The following is a 17,236-nucleotide window of genomic DNA, read 5'->3' on the forward strand; positions in this document are numbered from 1 at the left end:
GAACAAGGTAAGAAATTAGGAGGCTAGGCTCTCTACATAACGATAGACGGATTTTAATATTGCTATCTTCTTTTCGTCACTTTCATGTTCGTGAACTAAGTTTTCTAAATTCATCATGTACTCTTCAATCTGACTTTCGAAAACTTCACGACAATGTTGTGCCCAGCGTCTTTGTTCTTGTTCATCTAATGTGCCTGCATAATGGCGAGCACGGTAACGGAAAAGCAATGGCTTGATTCGTTTATCATCGAATTCAATATCCAGTGCAGCTAAGTTATTCGGATCGGTTTCACGAATGATGTCCATCGCAGCACGATCAGCAGGTGAGAAAAACCCATCGTAAAGCTGCGTATCAACGTCATTACTCTTTTCGAATTCACGTTCTATAGAGAATAGACTAATCAGCTTCTCTCGGATCTCTGGGTGTTGGCGCAACAACGCTAAATTGTTTAAACATTGTTGGCGGTCAATACCAATGACTTCCGCATTTTCCGCGGTTAACGTTTTTGCTGGAGCAAGAATAGGGCACTTATTCAGATGCACGAGCTTCACGGGGACAGGCAGTAAGTCACCTAGTTCTTCACGTTTGGTGTACAAACGCTCTTTTAACTCTTCTGCTGAAAGCTCAAGGATAGGCTGAGGATCTTTGGCTAAATCAATCGTGATGACGGCGTTGTTGTTGGTTGGGTGCCAAGCCACAGGCACAATCCAGCTTGTGTATTGGCATTCACGCCCAAGCATGCCTGATACATGCATCAACGGAGTCATATTGACAATATCAACCAGCTCATTGAGTTTGCGCTTGTTACGCATCGAGAAAAAGTAGTCAAATAGCTTAGGTTGGGCGGCTTTAACTTTCTTCGCCATTTCAATCGTGGCAATCACGTCGGCCATCGCATCGTGAGCATTGCTGTGTTCAATGCCATTCGCTACGGATAAATGCTCTAGCTTGAAGCTTGTAAAGCCTTCATCGTTCTCTGGCCATTCTACGCCTTCAGGACGCAGGGCATGACATGCTCGCATCACGTCAAGCAAATCCCATCGTGAGTTGCCGTTTTGCCAGCTCCATGCGTATGGATCGATGAAGTTTCGGTAGCAAGTGTAACGAGTGACTTCATCATCAAAACGTATGCTGTTGTAGCCAAGGCTAGTCGTCTTTGGTTTAGACAATTCGGCATGAATTTTGGCAATAAACTCAGGTTCAGGTAAGCCTTCTTGCATTGCTTTTTGTGGTGTAATACCAGTGATCAAAGCTGCTTCTGGCGAAGGAAGGTAATCAGCAGGTGGACGACAGTACATCACCAAAGGTTCACCAATGATATTGAAGTTTTCATCAGTGCGAACGCCAGCAAACTGGCTTGGGCGGTCTTTGGCTGGACTTGTTCCCCAAGTCTCGTAATCGAAAAAGAAAAAAGTGGGCTGATTGTCTTGGTGCATTCTGCTTACCGTTTACGGAACCGATAGGAGTATTAGACCATTCAACGCCTTGACTCGCAACGAAAGATGCAATGTGACGTTGTGAAAATGAAAAAGCCGAAGTGTCACTTTCGGCTTGAAGTTTTTTATTTGGTTAATGCTTGGACAATCGCTGATTTTTATTAGCCAAAATCAAGGGTGAGCAACAAACGAGCTTGATTCGATTGGATACTAGGCGAGCGATGAACCAGCCCTTTGTTTTCATTTCCGATCCAACGCTCACCTTTTAGCAGTGCAACGTCACCAACAGAAAGGTGCCTGATGTCTGATTCTGCTCTGTATAAGCCGGATTCTGCATCCGAAAGCCCATGACTACCGCGACCGAGCTTTGAGCGATCAAGTACGTCATTAGCAATCCATTGAGTCGCAATGCCTTGGTAGGTAGTGACTAGGCGGCAGGGGACTTGATCAACGTGAAAACGGGGACACATCGCGCTATTGAGTGTCGCTAGGCGCACTCCTGCGTCTTCTAACTCAAACAAATAGCAAAACATGTCGACTAACTCCACGATATTTCTCAACAACACATCCGGCGCCTGCCCATCGGTTGCGTATTGCAGTACTTCATAAGCATTTTCAGGAGATACATTCAGCGATTTATTGAAGTTAGGGTGGGAGGTGATGAACCGATTCGTGGCATCGGCAAGCGGTTGATCGAATTGTCGCCGCCAGATTGCGATATTGATGTCTTCTTGATAGATGTTCGCTAACACAGTTGGCTCTTCGCCTGAACTGAAACACGGCGCTCGAAGTGTGCATTCAAGAGCCTCAGTTGAAGTGGACTCGATTAAAGTTGAACTCATGACATTACCTCCGATGTTATCTGTGTTCATTTTGATATTTGTGAAATGTTATATCATAACAACACTGCTCAATAAATCAGTTTAGACAGTTAGCGAGTAGGGAGTAAGGCATTAATTGGAGAAGATAGGAAGGGGATGACTCTTCACTTTGGTGCGCTTAAATACAAAAAAGCCGATGGAGAAACCATCGGCTCAAACTGAGAGTTATTTTTTGAGAACAGCTACGCTTTTTGTTCTTCTAACTGTCCATTGTCGTTGGTGGATTTCAACAATCGGCTGGTAATGGTACCTGCAGTCATTGCACCAGAGACATTAAGTGCAGTTCGCGCCATATCAATTAGTGGCTCGATAGAGATCAGTAGCGCTGCGATTGTCACAGGCAAGCCCATCGCAGGCAGTACAATCAGGGCAGCAAAGGTTGCGCCGCCGCCGACACCGGCAATACCAAATGAGCTAATCGTGATGATGGCAATCAGTGACAGAATAAAGTTGATGTCTAGAGGATCGATACCCATTGTTGGCGCTACCATTACCGCAAGCATTGCTGGGTAGATACCTGCACAGCCGTTCTGACCAATAGTGGCACCGAAAGACGCTGACAAGTTCGCAATTGCTGGTGGTACGTTTAGCTTGGTGATTTGTGCTTCAACGTTAAGTGGAATCGTTGCCGCTGAACTGCGTGACGTGAATGCAAATGTCAGTACTGGCCAAATCTTTTTAAAGTACTCAGCAGGGCTAACGCCGACAAAAGAAACAAGTAGACCATGAACAAGGAACATCAGTGCAATTGCAACGTAAGACGCAACAATAAAGCCAAGCAAATTAAAAATGTCGGCAGCACTTGATGTTGCGACCACTTTCGCCATAAGGGCAGCAATACCATAAGGCGTTAATGCCATGATCATCTTAACCAGGCGCATAACCACGGATTGTGCCGCTTCCACAAAAGTACGAATTGGAGATTCCAACTCTTCTTTTTCTGCCATCACTTTACGTGCAGCGATACCTACTAAAACACCAAAGATAACCACAGCAATGATCGATGTAGAACGAGCCCCTGTAAGATCGGCAAACGGGTTAGTTGGAATAAAGCTTACTAACATCTGAGGAATCGTTAGGTCGCTTACTGATCCTACTCGACTCTCTAATACGGCAATACGAGCCGTTTCACGTGCACCTTCAGTTAATCCAGCGGCAGACAAACCAAATGTAGTCGTAACAAGAATACCGATCATGGCAGCAATGGCTGTTGTTACCAGCAAAACAGAAATCGTTAGACCAGAGATCTTACCCAGCGAACCGCCTTTCTCTAGCTTTACAACGGCGGAAATCATGGAAATCAATACCAAAGGCATAATCACCATTTTAAGGAGACCAACATAACCGCTGCCGACTATGCCGACCCATTCAAGTGTTTGTCCAATGACATCGCTGCCTTCGCCATGAATAAGTTGCAGTCCAAGACCGAAAAGAGAGCCCGTAACCAAGCCAATTAAAACCAAACGCGAGAGTGTGTTTTGTTTTTGTTGTTGGTTAAAAAGGAACATTAATATGGCGATAAACACCGCCAGAGAAGCAACCACTGCGAAATTCATAATCTTACCTTAGTAATCGGCATAAGAAGTGCTGATTAAATTTTATACGGAGCTATATACTGGTTGGGTAAGATACCGAGTGGGGTATAACTTTAAAAATGATAAACAGGTATTAGATAGATCTAAAATGAATATAAAAATGCGACTCGACTCTCGTTGATGACTGATTTAGCGTAATATTTAGGCGAAATTTTTCAATCATAGTACCTAATGAGATAAAGCATATCCTTTCTATGCAAATAAATGACTTTTTCTTCTTGATAGCTGAAAACTTGATAAATCATCGCTTTGGCTACGTCTTGAGCATGAACGGGTATAAAGTTCGCCAATTTACCAAGCATAAGCGGACGAATTACCTTAGAAAGTGTCTGAACAACCTTTTCATCCGTACGAGGATTTTCTCGCTGTCCGACCAGAGGTCCGGGCCTTGCGAACACCACTTCTTCAAAGCTCATCCTCTCGATATTTTTTTCCATATGTCCTTTGCAAGCTAGATAATGGGATGAAGAAGACGCTTTTGCGCCTAGACTCGAAACCACAGCGATGCGTTTTACACCGATCATCTTCATTTGTTGAGCAACTTTACATACCAATTCGACGTCGATTTTTCGCAGAGCATCTTTGCTGCCAGCTTGTTTTAATGTGGTGCCGAGACAAATAAAACCGACGCGTGGAATCGGTTGCTGATCGTCCCAATCGTGGATTGTGAGCGCCGCGTCTAACAATGGGACAATTTTGTTATTTGGATCCTCGATACCAGTGATCGTTCGGCGGGAGAGAGAATATAGCGTTTCGATGCTAGGCTGTGAGACAAGTTTAGCCATGACTTCTTTCCCTACAAGACCTGTACCACCTGCAATAATCACACATGCATTTGAATCGTTGCCCATTGTATCCTTCCTGTTTAAGAACAAGTGCTTAGGCTATTGTAGCGCATTTCTTCCACGAAGCTGCAGTCAGGTAGCTAATGTATGACATTTAATCAATCGAACTCAGTGAACCTAGCATCTCAAGGTTACTTAGGTATAGAAAGCTAAGCAAATAAAATACCCGCAAATAAAAAGACCCGCGGGACGAACGGGTCTTTTTTCCTAGGAGAATGATAAGGGTATGGATTGCCGCGATGGGCGTTGTTTATTGGGCTTGCCTTTCTTAGCAGGGCGACGACTTTGATTGGCAAACATGATTTCTCACTCTTTATTGTCGGGGACAAGATCTAAATAGCATCACTCGTGCCAACATTGGAATGTTGTGGGTAAATCGGAACTAATCTAACAACCCTATAAGGAGCAAAAAATCATTTTAAATCGACGAATGGAAATTAAAATTATTTATTATTCAGTTATATATACCTGTTTCGATAGGTGGGCTGACTTTCGGTCTTACCTCTTAAAAGAAAGGTTCTCTTGTTTACATATGTGGTTTCATTGCTCGACTTTGTTTTTCTTCTAACGCTAAATGAGCAGGTTGAAATAATATTTTTATCAATATGACTGTCGAATTGACAAAAAGCGCTGTCAAAAAGAGAAAATCAGATGAAATTGCACGGGAGAGGGGTACACTTGTTCTCTCAATTTGTCGGGAGTCTCATTTCTCTCGCGGTTTTCTAAGACCAAGGACGTCGTATGAACATAGATCTCAGTACGCTTGCGCCAACGCAGGTGTACCATTTGATGACTCAAACTGTCATTCCTCGCCCAATCGCTTGGGTGCTAACAGACTCAGGTGAGCAAAACTTCAATTTAGCGCCATTTTCCTACTTTACTGCGGTCTCCAGCCGTCCACCTTTATTGATGATTTCTGTGGGAAAAAAGCCCAATGGGGACATCAAAGACACCACGCGAAATGCATTAGAAACTGGTAAGTTGGTTATCCATATTGCACCAAGTGATCTCGCGGATAAAGTCACTTTATCCTCTGCCACCTTAGAACATGGGAAATCTGAGTTGGAGACGACTCAACTTGAGACGGTTGATTTCCAAGGTTTCGAATTACCACGCTTAGAGGGCGCGCCAATTGCATTCGGCTGTAAGTTGCACGAAGTGATAGAGATGGGGGAGACACCGCAAAGTTTAATCTTTGCAGAGATTGAACACATTTATGTCGATGAGCGGGTCATATCCATGGAGGGTGACCGTTTAAAAGTTGATGCCTTAGCTGTAGACCCATTGGCTCGGTTGGGCGGTAATGAATACGCCACGTTAGAAAAAACTTTTTCTGTCGCTCGTCCAAAATAAAGAATAAGGAATCATCATCATGGATCGCTCTTTTGCCTCAGAAATTCAAGCTCGCATTGATAACAAAACCAAACCATTAGGCGCTCTTGGTTTGCTCGAAAAAGTAGCGCTAGAACTTGCGTTAATTCAAAGCCAAGATAAGCTTCAATCGGTTGAAACAATAGAAATTCGCAAACCAACCATGTTGGTATTCGTTGGTGATCACGGTATAGCAGAAGAAGGGGTGAGCATTGCACCAAGCGCCGTGACTCAACAAATGGTGGCGAATTTTCTCGCTGGTGGCGCTGCTATTAACTGTTTCTGCGATCTCAACCAAATTGACTTTAAGGTCATTGATTGTGGCATGTTGTCACCGATCGATACCTTAGTTCCTGACTTTAAACATCATCCCAACTTGATTGAGAAACGTCTGGGAAATGGCACGGCAAACTTTGCTAAACAAACGGCGATGTCGTTAGAACAAGTCGCGTTAGGTTTGGAATATGGTGCAAAGGTTGCGCAACAGGCGATCCTTAATGGCTCGAACTTGTTGATGTTTGGTGAGATGGGGATCGGCAATACCAGTTCGGCATCGGCATTGTTAACTGCGCTTAGTCCATTGGAAGTCGACCATTGCGTTGGCTATGGCACGGGCATTACTCAAGAGCAACTCAACCGCAAGATCAAGCTAGTTGCGCAAGGTGTGAATCGCTGTCGTGACCTTGATACCAAAGGCGCACTGGCTCAAGTCGGTGGGTTTGAAATTGTGCAAATGATTGGCGCATTCTTAGAAGCAAAACGCCACAAAACGCCAGTCTTGGTTGATGGATTTATCGTATCTGTAGCCGCTTATGTCGCGACTCTATTAGATGAAGAGACGCGAGATTACATGTTGTTTGCTCATAACTCAGAAGAGAATGGGCACAAGTTTGTGCTGGAATGCCTACAAGCGGAACCTCTTTTGGATCTTGGTTTGCGTTTAGGTGAAGGAACCGGAGCGGCGCTTGCTTTGCCACTGGTAAAAGCAGCGGCTCAGTTTTACAACAACATGGCGAGCTTTGAGAGTGCGGGAGTGACGGTTTAGTGTCAGCTTCTGATAATACACTCCATTCAGAGACTCGTTCTTTACGCTATCAGAGCGAGCTTTTCTTGCTCGCAGTAAGCTTTTTTAGCCGCATTCCAGTGCCTTCTGATTTACCTTACAGTGAAGCGCGCATGAACCAAGCGGGGCGATACTTTGCTTTGGTCGGTGTGTTGCTAGGGCTACTGTGTGCAGCTGTATTTTCACTGGCAAGTTTATTGTTCCCAAACTCAGTTGCCATCGTGTTGACCATGGCATTTAGCCTGCTGCTTACCGGCGCGTTCCATGAGGACGGTTTAACGGATATGGCAGATGGTATTGGCGGTGGCATGACGTTAGAGCGCCGCTTAACCATCATGAAAGACAGCCGCATCGGGACGTACGGCGCGGCAACGCTAATGATGGCGCTGCTGGCGAAGTTTGTATTTTGGAGCGAGTTAGCCAATGAACCTCAATTTTGGCTGATGATCGTTGTGGCGTACACCGTGAGCCGAGCACTGGCTGCCACTCTCATATATGACATGCCTTATGTTAGTGACGCTGACACCTCGAAAAGCAAACCGTTAGCGAATAAACAATCGAGCTTAGAGGTCGCGATATTACTCTTAACTGGTGGGGTTGTAGCATTGTTACTGGGCGTGTCTCAGGCAGCTGTGATTGTGTTGGTATTGGCACTGTTTCGTGTGGGCTTTAAACGCTGGCTGACCAAACGTATCGGCGGATTTACTGGCGATTGCCTTGGTGCCGCGCAGCAGCTTTCAGAATTGCTTGTTTATCTCATTCTTATCGCATTTAGTCATTCATTATGAAGCAACTTATTCTAGGTGGTGCGCGCTCAGGAAAATCGAGCTTAGCAGAGAGCAGGGCGCAACAGTCGTCACAAAACAAAAACGGAACGCTTCACTATGTGGCGACGGCATTGCCTTTTGATGAAGAAATGAAGCAACGCATTGCTCACCATAAACAGCAACGAGGGGCTGGGTGGATTGAACATGAATGTCCGCTTAACTTGCCTGAGCTCATTTGTGAATTTTCGTCTCAAGATGTCGTGTTAGTTGATTGCCTTACGCTTTGGCTCAACAACTGGATCTTTGAACTCGGTGATGACTGCTGTAATGAGCGGTTAGAAGAAAAAATTGAGCGGTTGGTAAATGCGATAGCACAATCGGAAGCGACGCTGATTTTTGTCTCTAACGAAGTCGGGATGGGTATTGTGCCGCTCGGCGCCGTTAGTCGTTACTTTGTTGATAATGCGGGACGGATGAATCAAAAACTGGCGACCGTATGCGAACAAGTCACGTTTGTCGCTGCGGGCTTGCCGCTTGAGCTCAAACCACAGGACGGGAAGAAATGAAAACGCTGAATATCTATTTACTGCGACACGGAAAAGTGAACGCAGCCCCAGGTTTACACGGACAAGCCGATTTAAAAGTTGATGAAGCTGAGCAACGCAAAATTGCGCAAGCCTGGCAACAGACGGGGCGAGAAGTAGAAGGGATCATCAGCTCTCCCTTGTCACGTTGTCACGACCTTGCTGAGATACTCGCTGAGCAGCAACTTTTGCCTTTAAGTGTGGAGCCACAACTTCAAGAGTTGGATTTTGGTGATTTCGATGGCATCCCATTTGACATGCTTTCTGAGCACTGGAATAAGCTCGATGCGTTTTGGAAAGCACCGGCACAACACACCTTACCGAATGCTGAGAGCTTAGATGATTTCTCTCATCGTGTAACTTGTGCTTGGTCTCAAATCATTAATGATATCAATGACAACTTGCTAATTGTCACGCATGGTGGCGTAATTAGAATGATTCTTGCCCATGTATTGGGTGTAGATTGGCGCAATCCGCGGTGGTATTCGACATTAGCGATAGGAAATGCGTCAGTAACACATATAACAATTACCATCGATGATCAGATTTACGCCTCAGTTCGTTCGATAGGCGTACCACTATTTGAAAATTAGTCACGGAAGTAGCCAATGCTTGGATCTCTACCGAGTTTAAGAGAGAAAAGAGCTGGCTCGATTACATCAAAAGGAACCATAAATGACCGCTCCTAGCTGGGATTTATCCATCGTTTATAACGATCTCGCAGACCCACGAATTCAAGATGACATTGCCCTTGTAGAGCAATGCATTGACCTACTCAATAAACAGTCTACCGATTGTAACTCTGTTGAAGTGATGCAAAACGCAATCTTAACCAGTGAGGCGGCAAGCCGTTTGGCTGGCACGATTGCTAACTTCGCAAACTGTTACGCGTCAGTGGATGCGACAAATGCAGAGGCGAAAGCACTGCTGGGTCGTATGACGCGTATTTTCTCTGAGCTTTCTCAAGCTTACAGTGCTTTTGAGCTTAAATTGACTCACGCTGATGAAGAGTTCATTACTCGCGTTTTGGATCATGAAAATCCAGACATCAGTGGTCAGGCGTTTTCAATCCTGAACTCTCGGAAACTGGCTGACACACGCTTAAGCACCGAAGAAGAAAAGCTATTAGCAGCAATGAGCGTGGATGGAAAATCTGCGTGGGGTAAGTTATACAACAACCTTACGGGCTCTTTGAAAGTGAAGCTTGACTACGCTGATGGTGAAAGTGAGGAGCTTGGCTTCTCGCAAGCAGCAAGTATTCTTTATGGCTCTGAATTTGATCGCCAAGAAGCTGCGTGGCGTGGCGTTCAAAAGGCGATGGCAACACATCAAGAGTCTTTTGCTTCTATCCTTAACGCGCTTTCAGGTTGGCGTTTAACAGAGAACAAAAAGCGTTCTACCAAACGTGATGTCCATTTCCTTGATCCAAGCTTACATGGCAGCCGAATTAAAGCGGAAACGTTGGATGCCATGATGAAAGTCGCTAAAGACAGCCGTGAGATTGGTCAAAAAGCCGGTTTGTTAATGGCGAAGGTACACGGTTTAGATGAGATGAAACCGTGGAATCATCTTGCTGCGATGCCTGCTTTGAGTGGTGAAGCGAAAGTTTATCCATTTGATGAAGCAATCGACGTCATTTGTGAAGCGTTCGAAACCGTGAATCCAGACATGTCCGAGTTTGTCCGCATGATGGTACAAAACGGCTGGATTGATGCCGCGCCTAATGCCAACAAACGCCTTGGCGCATACTGTACTAAGCTGCCAGCGACGCGTACGCCGCTCGTGTTTATGACGTGGAGTGGTAGCCGCTCAGATCTGATGACGCTGGCTCACGAGCTTGGTCACGCATTCCACAACTGGGTGATTCGTGACTTACCGCTTTGCCAAACGTACTACCCAATGACGTTGGCAGAAACTGCTTCAATTTTCGCTGAAAACATCGTTCGCGATCATCTGATTTCAAAAGCAGAAAGTGTGGATGATAAGCTCGAAATGCTGTGGGAAGAGCTCTCTTCGGCGTTGGCGCTGATGATCAATATTCCCGTTCGTTACGAATTCGAAAAAGCTTTCTACGAGCGTCGCCAAGAGGGCGAACTGACAGCAGATGATTTCTGTGAGCTGATGTCAGAAACGTGGAAAGATTGGTATGGCGATGTGATGAGCGAAGCTGACCCTTATTTCTGGGCGAGCAAACTGCACTTCTCAATCTCTGGGGTGAGCTTCTACAACTACCCATATCTGTTCGGCTTCTTGTTCAGTAAAGGTATCTACGCTCAACGTGAAGCTAAAGGGGAGCGTTTCTACGACGATTACGTAGATCTATTACGTGACACTGGCAACATGATGGCTGAAGAGGTTGTAGACAAGCATCTTTCAATGGATCTGACGCAACCCGAATTTTGGCAGCAGAGTGTGGAGCTAGTTCGTGACAAAGTAGACGAATTTGAACGTTTACTCGCACAACGTGGTGAATAAACGCTAAAAGTTGATCAAATCATAATGATCTTCTTTAGGGCTGTGGTAAAGTTCACAGCCCTAACACTTTGTAATTGTTTAAAAAATAAACGCCTCAATGCTTGATTTGAGTGCATGGCGCGAAAAGGTATGGGATTTTAAGTAAATTTAGTGGCTTCTACTCATAAGTGGGATCGCAACAACAAAAATCCTTTGTACAATTTATTAACATACCCGCCGTGCTATTAAGGAGTAACGCATGACGAAGTCTCTCTTTCGCCAATCGTTTTTAACTGACACGTTAGATGTTCATATTGATGTCGCGCCAGCGGAGCAGGTGCTGTCTAATGGTGTAAAACTTAAACTCTATCAGCGTGGTGTGCTAGAAGTGATTCCTGATGAATACACTCAGGAAACAAAGAACGTCATCATCTCTTGTGGTGTCCACGGGGATGAAACCGCACCGATGGAGCTGGTGGATTCAATTATCAAAGACATCGAATCTGGCTTCCAGAAAGTCGAGGCTCGATGCTTATTCATTATCGCTCACCCAGAATCGACTCTGGCGCACACGCGATTTTTAGAAGAAAACCTTAACCGACTGTTTGATGAGAAAGAGCACGAGCCGACCAAAGAGCTTGCGATTGCTGACACTCTCAAATTGTTAGTGAGAGATTTCTATCAAGATACTTCAGCGGAAACACGCTGGCACTTAGATTTGCACTGCGCGATCCGTGATTCAAAGCACTACACCTTTGCGGTGAGTCCGAAAACGCGCCATCCTGTTCGTAGCAAAGCTTTGATTGATTTCCTCGATAGTGCACATATTGAAGCGGTGCTGCTTTCTAACTCGCCAACCAGTACATTCAGCTGGTTCAGTGCAGAAAACTATGGCGCTCAAGCTTTGACGATGGAGCTGGGTCGAGTGGCTCGTATTGGTGAAAACGACTTAGACAAACTGACTGCGTTCGATTTGTCACTGCGTAACCTAATTGCAGAGGCGAAAGCGGAGCACTTATCTAAACCATGTATCAAGTACCGTGTTAGTCGTACGATTGTGCGTTTGCACGAAGATTTCGATTTCATGTTTGATGACAACGTCGAGAACTTCACCTCATTCGTTCACGGCGAAGTGTTTGGTCACGATGGTGACAAACCATTGATGGCGAAGAACGATAACGAAGCCGTTGTTTTCCCAAATCGCCACGTCGCGATTGGTCAACGCGCAGCGTTAATGGTGTGTGAAGTGAAAACGCGCTACGAAGATGGCGAGTTAGTCTACGATTAATGCCATATCGCCTTAATTTCGGCGAATAAAGCGTACGAACACATTTGCAATTTACCGAGGCTTAACTGTAAGGTTAAGCCTCGTTTGTATTTATCGGCTACTATGGATTTTCAACAACTTATCCTGAACAAGGAACGACGCTGGCAACGCAATCTTTTGATTATGTCAGTGATTCTCGTGCTGCTCTCTGCTATCCACTTGATGGTCGGAGAGGTATTCCTTTCTCCTTTTCAGTCTCTCTCTGCATTTGAGCAAAAACTCTTGTTGGATTTACGTCTGCCACGTTTGGTTTCTGCCGCTATTATTGGTGCGGCGCTAGCGGTTTCCGGAGCGACGCTACAAGTCCTGCTAGGAAACGTGTTAGCTGAACCCGGCGTTCTCGGAATTTCGGGGGGCGCGAGTTTGGCAATGGTGCTCGTCATGTTTGCCTTGCCAGTTTTACCGTCTCCAATGATCTTTATGTTGGCTGCCATTGCTGGTTCGATGTTGTTTACCGTCATATTGGTTGGCATTGCGCGTGCGATGCATCTCACTACCGCAAGGCTGCTGCTCGTCGGCGTTGCTTTGGGCATTCTGTCGAGCGCGATTGTGACGTGGGCATTCTACTTTAGCGATGACTTGAGCCTGCGTCAGTTAATGTATTGGCTAATGGGCAGCATTGGTGGGGCAAGTTGGTATCAGCACACCGTGACTTTGGTCATGCTACCCGTATTGGTTTGGCTATGTTGCAAGGGCAAACCGCTTGATAAGTTGATGCTAGGGGAAATCCATGCCACTCAACTGGGCATTGATGTTCATCAGATGCGCTGGAAGCTCATTTTGGCAATTTCCATTCTCGTTGGTGGTTCCGTTGCATTGGGTGGGATCATTAGCTTTGTGGGCTTGGTCGTACCGCATTTGCTTCGATTAGCGTTTGGTACAGAAAACCGTTACCTATTGCCTCTGTCGGCAATATCTGGCGCAGCCTTATTGGTGTTTGCGGATATCGGCGCGCGTTTGTTGCTCGATTCTGCAGAGCTGCCGCTGGGAGTGATGACCACTTCTATCGGCGCACCTATCTTCATTTGGATGCTGGTGAAAAGTCATGATGCACGTTAAGCACATCGCAGTGGGAAGTCGACTGCTACCGCTCTCCTTTGAATGTAAGCCGGGTGAGGTTGTCCATGTCGTGGGTCCAAACGGCTCTGGAAAGAGCACATTACTTGGCGCGATATCTGGCACCTTAACTCAGCGTGAAGGCGTGAGTGGGGAAGTACTTGTCGACAATAACGACCTGCTAGCAATGCCACTTTCAGAACAAGCCCATATCCGTGGGTATTTGTGTCAGCAATCGAGACCTGCATTCAATGTTGATGTCTTCCAATACTTAGCGCTATCACTGCCAACGGGTGCCCATATCAGCGACGCGAAAGTACGAGATGCCGTTAATATTGTTATTGAGCTAGTACAATTGCAAGACAAGCTTCATCGAAGTATTCAGACATTATCCGGCGGTGAATGGCAACGTGTCCGTCTAGCCGGGGTGTGTTTGCAAGTTTGGCGTACAATCAATCCTTATTCTCAGCTATTGATTTTGGACGAACCCGCAGCGCCACTCGATATTGCCCAAGAAGGACTGCTATATCAGCTCATTAATGCCGTCGCAGCGCAAGGCATCGGGGTGTTGGTCGCAAACCACGACCTAAATCGAACGCTAAGGCATGCTGACAAGGTACTGCTGCTCAATAACGGCGTATTGCATTCTTTAGGTCATGCAGATGAAGTACTCACGGAAGAGGGCTTGGCAGAAGTCTTTCAAACTCAAGTTCGTAAAGTCGTATTGGAAGATAGACCCTATTTGATTTTTGATTGAGGCGTATATTAAAGCGACGCTTCAAGACACTAACGTTTAACCATGACCCCAAATGGCGTCGGCTTGAGCTCTTTTTTGGAGAAAGGAATGAAAAAATACGTGATTGTGGCTCTAACGAGTTTGTCGTCTATGGCATTTGCTCAAGAAGAAGCGATTGATTGTAATAACGCGGTCAGTACCCTCGAGATTAATCAGTGTGCAGCCATTGAGTTAGAGGCTGCTCAAAAGCAACTAAATAAGTATTTGGAAACGAGTTTCGAACATAATTCTTATGATCCTGAGCTGATTAAAGCGATTCAAGTTGCACAAAAAGATTGGCAAGCGTACGTGACGTCGCATTGTGATTCGGTATATACGCAGTGGCGTGAAGGGACAATTCGTGGCGTGATGGCTATTTCCTGCGAAACTCAATTAACTCAACAAAGAACTCACGAAATTTGGCAAAACTTCTTAACCTACATGGATAGTACGCCACCGGTTTTACCCGAACCAAATGTTGAGTAGTGTTACTTAAACGCGGATAGATTCATTTTTTAAAACGCGTCAACGTACTTAACCTCAACACGGCTTCTATCACGCTAAACGGTATAGCGGATGAGAGATACTGTTTAGCCAACTCAGGCAGTAAATGGGAAGTGTTTTATGCCAAAGAGGGCAAATGTGATTCAGAACCTGATCGTAGGGCATTTTGGGGGTAAATTTAGCTGTAAGTTTCTTCTCTTGTTGGAGAGCTAGCACTTCTTTTGAGGACCGATAGTATGTTCCAAAGTCTCCTTCTAACTGAGATCCTTAAATCTGAGCTGAAAAACAACAATTTAATTGTTGAAACAACGAGTTGGCCGCCAAAATGCAATAAGCTCATTGTATTGCAATATCGGTTTTCCAAATCATATACTTTGGTCAATTATCGAGAATTGGAAGATGGCCATTATTGGTTCGCAGAGTACATTGATGGTGACGAATGTTTGGCATGTCGCTTTGATGTTCTTTAGCATCATTCTTTTGAATCATGTATTTCAAGCTTATGGCATTTAATAGAGAAGGAGTTCATTTGACGATTCCTACCTTGTACATTTTTTCTGGTCTTCCTGCGTCTGGTAAGTCGACGCTAGCAAAGCTATTAGCCGCAAGAGTTGGTGCGATGTATGTACGCGTCGATACTATAGAGCAAGGTCTACGTGATTTGTGTCATTTCAAGGTTGAAGGTGAGGGTTATCGGCTAAGTTACCGGATCATCCGAGATAACCTTGAACTTGGGTTGAGTTGTATCGCTGATTCTTGTAACCCCATAGAGCTTACACGGCATGAATGGCAGCAAGTGGCAACAAGCATGTCCGCTCACTTTGTTAACATAGAGATAAGTTGCTCGGATGAGAATGAGCATAAACAACGTGTTGATTCTCGTAAGAATGAAGTTGAGAACCTGCAGCTACCGAATTGGCAACAAGTAAAAGCTCGTCACTACGAGGCTTGGAAGACGGAAGTCGTCAAGATTGATACGGCAACAGACAGTATCGAAACGTCGTTTGCCAAATTGGTCGAAAAGCTTGGTATTTGAATTTAGCATTCCTTTTATGATGGAGATTCGCCATGCACAAGCGAGATAATGGTCTCGATGCCCAGGGCTTTATCCGCAATGACTGTTCACCAGAAAATATTCAAATAGAGTTCCAACCAGTTGTCGAGGTCGTTGTTGGTGAGTTGATAACGCAACTTCCAAAACAAATAGATGGTATCTACTTGTACGGCAGCGTTCCCAGAGGCACAGCAATGCTGGGGCACTCAGATCTCGATGTTTCCGTAATACTGACCGCACCGGTGAGTCAAAATGAACTGGGCATATTCAACAAACTGTCTTCAAGCATCCCCAAAGCTTATCCGCAAATAAGCAAACTTGATATTGACCCAGGTGAGCGTCATCGTGTTCTAGACCCAAAAGAAAAATACCATTGGCAATTTTGGCTCAAACACTGTTGCTGCTGCATTTGGGGAAATGATTTATCAAAAGAGCTTGTGTCACATAAACCCAGCTTTGAAATCGCTGAAGCTCTCAATGGTGACCTCGCGGTTTTTTTGGAGCAAATGAGTGGTCGTTTTGCGCAAATGAGTGACAAAGCGGTAGCAAAAGTGATTGGTAAGAAGTTGATAAGAGCTGCCTACTATTTTGTCGCTGAGAAGGACGGCAGTTGGTACATCAACTTGCCTGAATGTGTCAAAGTAGCGAGAAAATACTACCCAAATCAACATCAAGATATTGATCTTGCTTACCAATGTGCAATAGGCAACATAGCGTCCAAAATAGATGCCATTGCACTTTATCAGCGGTTAAGTCAATACATCAATGCTAGGGCTTTGCGAAGTTGATTGTTTATCAAGAACGCTCAGAATAAAAAAACGCCCACAATATCGAGTATTGTGGGCGCTGAATTTTATCTGTTGTACCTAATCGACTACTTATTGTGTAAGCGGCTTAAGGTCTGCAGGGTGGTAGTAAACCGATTTTAGAACCTTGCCTTTACGTACCGTTTTGCCTTCAGATACAAAATCTTCTGCGCATTTCGCAATGATGTATTCGCCTTTTTGAACCGCCATCAGCTTGATGCCTTGTTCAGCGTAGAACGCTTCTGTTTCTGCATATTCTTGCTCGTTACGGCACACTTTGCTCATGTTGCTTGAGTGCACTTCGTCCCAGCAAGGGATAAAGTCGATACCACGGTTCACCGCTACGTTAAGCAGTAGATCGATCAGGTAGCTGATCGCTAGGTTATCTTCAACTTTGCTGTCACCAAGGTGTACTAGACGACCCATTAGAACGTAAACGCTGTCAATGATTGCGTCTGCTTGCTCGGTTTTGCAATCCGCTTCCGCTAGTTCAGTAAGCTCTTCGATCGCAAGAGAAGTGTGTAGTGTATCTGCTTGTGCGTCTAGGCTTGCAACATCCGCCACTGGTAGGTCGAAAGTGCTACGGAACTCGGTGATGTCACGGTATAGGTGATCAAAAATCTCTTGGGTTAGCTTTGACAGTTGCATTCTAATGTCCATTGAATCGATTGAAGTCGCAATCATATCAAACCGAACTTTAATCCCCAAGCGATCCCA

The 17,236-nt window shown here is 45.2% G+C and carries 17 protein-coding genes; 12 read left to right on the forward strand and 5 right to left on the reverse strand.

Going from position 1 to position 17,236, the window contains the following annotated elements:
* Nucleotides 1–15: 15 nt before the first annotated feature.
* The 4 genes from sbcB to AACR11_RS03260 all read right to left on the reverse strand — a co-directional run bounded on the left by sbcB (nt 16) and on the right by AACR11_RS03260 (nt 4,764).
* A complete protein-coding gene (gene sbcB / locus AACR11_RS03245) occupies nt 16–1,437 on the reverse strand; it encodes an exodeoxyribonuclease I (protein WP_049535861.1) in 1,422 nt (473 codons plus the stop codon).
* Between the two features lie 161 nt (nt 1,438–1,598).
* On the reverse strand, nt 1,599–2,279 hold the full coding sequence (locus AACR11_RS03250) for a DUF1826 domain-containing protein (RefSeq protein WP_029791109.1): 681 nt from the start codon (nt 2,277–2,279) through the stop codon (nt 1,599–1,601).
* A gap of 221 nt (nt 2,280–2,500) precedes the next feature.
* Nucleotides 2,501–3,874, reverse strand: coding sequence for an L-cystine transporter (locus tag AACR11_RS03255; RefSeq protein ID WP_029791108.1), 1,374 nt, complete (start codon nt 3,872–3,874; stop codon nt 2,501–2,503).
* 194 nt (nt 3,875–4,068) lie between these two features.
* A complete protein-coding gene (locus tag AACR11_RS03260; RefSeq protein ID WP_079324572.1) occupies nt 4,069–4,764 on the reverse strand; it encodes an NAD(P)H-binding protein in 696 nt (231 codons plus the stop codon).
* Nucleotides 4,765–5,499: 735 nt separating this feature from the next.
* Between AACR11_RS03260 and AACR11_RS03265 the strand changes: the two genes are divergently transcribed.
* The 12 genes from AACR11_RS03265 (at nt 5,500) to AACR11_RS03320 (ending at nt 16,501) form a co-directional block, all read left to right on the forward strand.
* Nucleotides 5,500–6,111 carry a flavin reductase family protein gene (locus tag AACR11_RS03265; RefSeq protein ID WP_029791104.1) on the forward strand — a complete coding sequence of 204 codons (612 nt, stop codon included), beginning with the start codon at nt 5,500–5,502 and terminating at the stop codon, nt 6,109–6,111.
* 19 nt (nt 6,112–6,130) lie between these two features.
* A complete protein-coding gene (gene cobT / locus AACR11_RS03270) occupies nt 6,131–7,174 on the forward strand; it encodes a nicotinate-nucleotide--dimethylbenzimidazole phosphoribosyltransferase (protein WP_029791102.1) in 1,044 nt (347 codons plus the stop codon).
* The gene (locus AACR11_RS03275; protein ID WP_029791100.1) at nt 7,174–7,980 is read left to right on the forward strand and encodes an adenosylcobinamide-GDP ribazoletransferase; all 807 of its coding nucleotides are present in this window, start codon (nt 7,174–7,176) and stop codon (nt 7,978–7,980) included. The genes cobT and AACR11_RS03275 overlap by 1 nt, the downstream gene beginning before the upstream one ends.
* On the forward strand, nt 7,977–8,525 hold the full coding sequence (gene cobU, locus AACR11_RS03280) for a bifunctional adenosylcobinamide kinase/adenosylcobinamide-phosphate guanylyltransferase (RefSeq protein ID WP_005445529.1): 549 nt from the start codon (nt 7,977–7,979) through the stop codon (nt 8,523–8,525). Before AACR11_RS03275 ends, cobU begins: the two co-directional genes overlap by 4 nt.
* Nucleotides 8,522–9,136 carry an alpha-ribazole phosphatase gene (gene cobC, locus AACR11_RS03285; protein WP_005445528.1) on the forward strand — a complete coding sequence of 205 codons (615 nt, stop codon included), beginning with the start codon at nt 8,522–8,524 and terminating at the stop codon, nt 9,134–9,136. The genes cobU and cobC overlap by 4 nt, the downstream gene beginning before the upstream one ends.
* Before the next feature lie 82 nt (nt 9,137–9,218).
* Complete coding sequence (locus tag AACR11_RS03290) at nt 9,219–11,018, forward strand: M3 family oligoendopeptidase (RefSeq protein ID WP_029791098.1); 1,800 nt, start codon at nt 9,219–9,221, stop codon at nt 11,016–11,018.
* Between the two features lie 238 nt (nt 11,019–11,256).
* Nucleotides 11,257–12,285: a succinylglutamate desuccinylase gene (locus tag AACR11_RS03295; protein ID WP_029791097.1), complete on the forward strand. Its 1,029-nt coding sequence runs from the start codon at nt 11,257–11,259 to the stop codon at nt 12,283–12,285.
* Between the two features lie 102 nt (nt 12,286–12,387).
* Nucleotides 12,388–13,383: a vitamin B12 ABC transporter permease BtuC gene (gene btuC, locus AACR11_RS03300; protein ID WP_049535872.1), complete on the forward strand. Its 996-nt coding sequence runs from the start codon at nt 12,388–12,390 to the stop codon at nt 13,381–13,383.
* On the forward strand, nt 13,370–14,137 hold the full coding sequence (gene btuD, locus AACR11_RS03305) for a vitamin B12 ABC transporter ATP-binding protein BtuD (RefSeq protein WP_029791095.1): 768 nt from the start codon (nt 13,370–13,372) through the stop codon (nt 14,135–14,137). Before btuC ends, btuD begins: the two co-directional genes overlap by 14 nt.
* Before the next feature lie 87 nt (nt 14,138–14,224).
* Complete coding sequence (locus AACR11_RS03310) at nt 14,225–14,641, forward strand: lysozyme inhibitor LprI family protein (RefSeq protein WP_009697380.1); 417 nt, start codon at nt 14,225–14,227, stop codon at nt 14,639–14,641.
* A gap of 547 nt (nt 14,642–15,188) precedes the next feature.
* Nucleotides 15,189–15,695: an AAA family ATPase gene (locus AACR11_RS03315; RefSeq protein WP_029791093.1), complete on the forward strand. Its 507-nt coding sequence runs from the start codon at nt 15,189–15,191 to the stop codon at nt 15,693–15,695.
* A 32-nt stretch (nt 15,696–15,727) separates the two neighbouring features.
* Entirely contained in the window at nt 15,728–16,501 is a 774-nt protein-coding gene (locus AACR11_RS03320) for a nucleotidyltransferase domain-containing protein (protein ID WP_029791092.1), read from the forward strand.
* Nucleotides 16,502–16,591: 90 nt separating this feature from the next.
* Here AACR11_RS03320 and AACR11_RS03325 read toward each other — a convergent pair whose 3' ends face one another.
* Nucleotides 16,592–17,167 carry a nucleoside triphosphate pyrophosphohydrolase family protein gene (locus AACR11_RS03325; protein ID WP_029791091.1) on the reverse strand — a complete coding sequence of 192 codons (576 nt, stop codon included), beginning with the start codon at nt 17,165–17,167 and terminating at the stop codon, nt 16,592–16,594.
* Nucleotides 17,168–17,236: the final 69 nt, after the last annotated feature.

Source organism: Vibrio sp. L85, assembly GCF_963871815.1.
In the GTDB taxonomy this organism is placed as follows: domain Bacteria; phylum Pseudomonadota; class Gammaproteobacteria; order Enterobacterales; family Vibrionaceae; genus Vibrio; species Vibrio harveyi.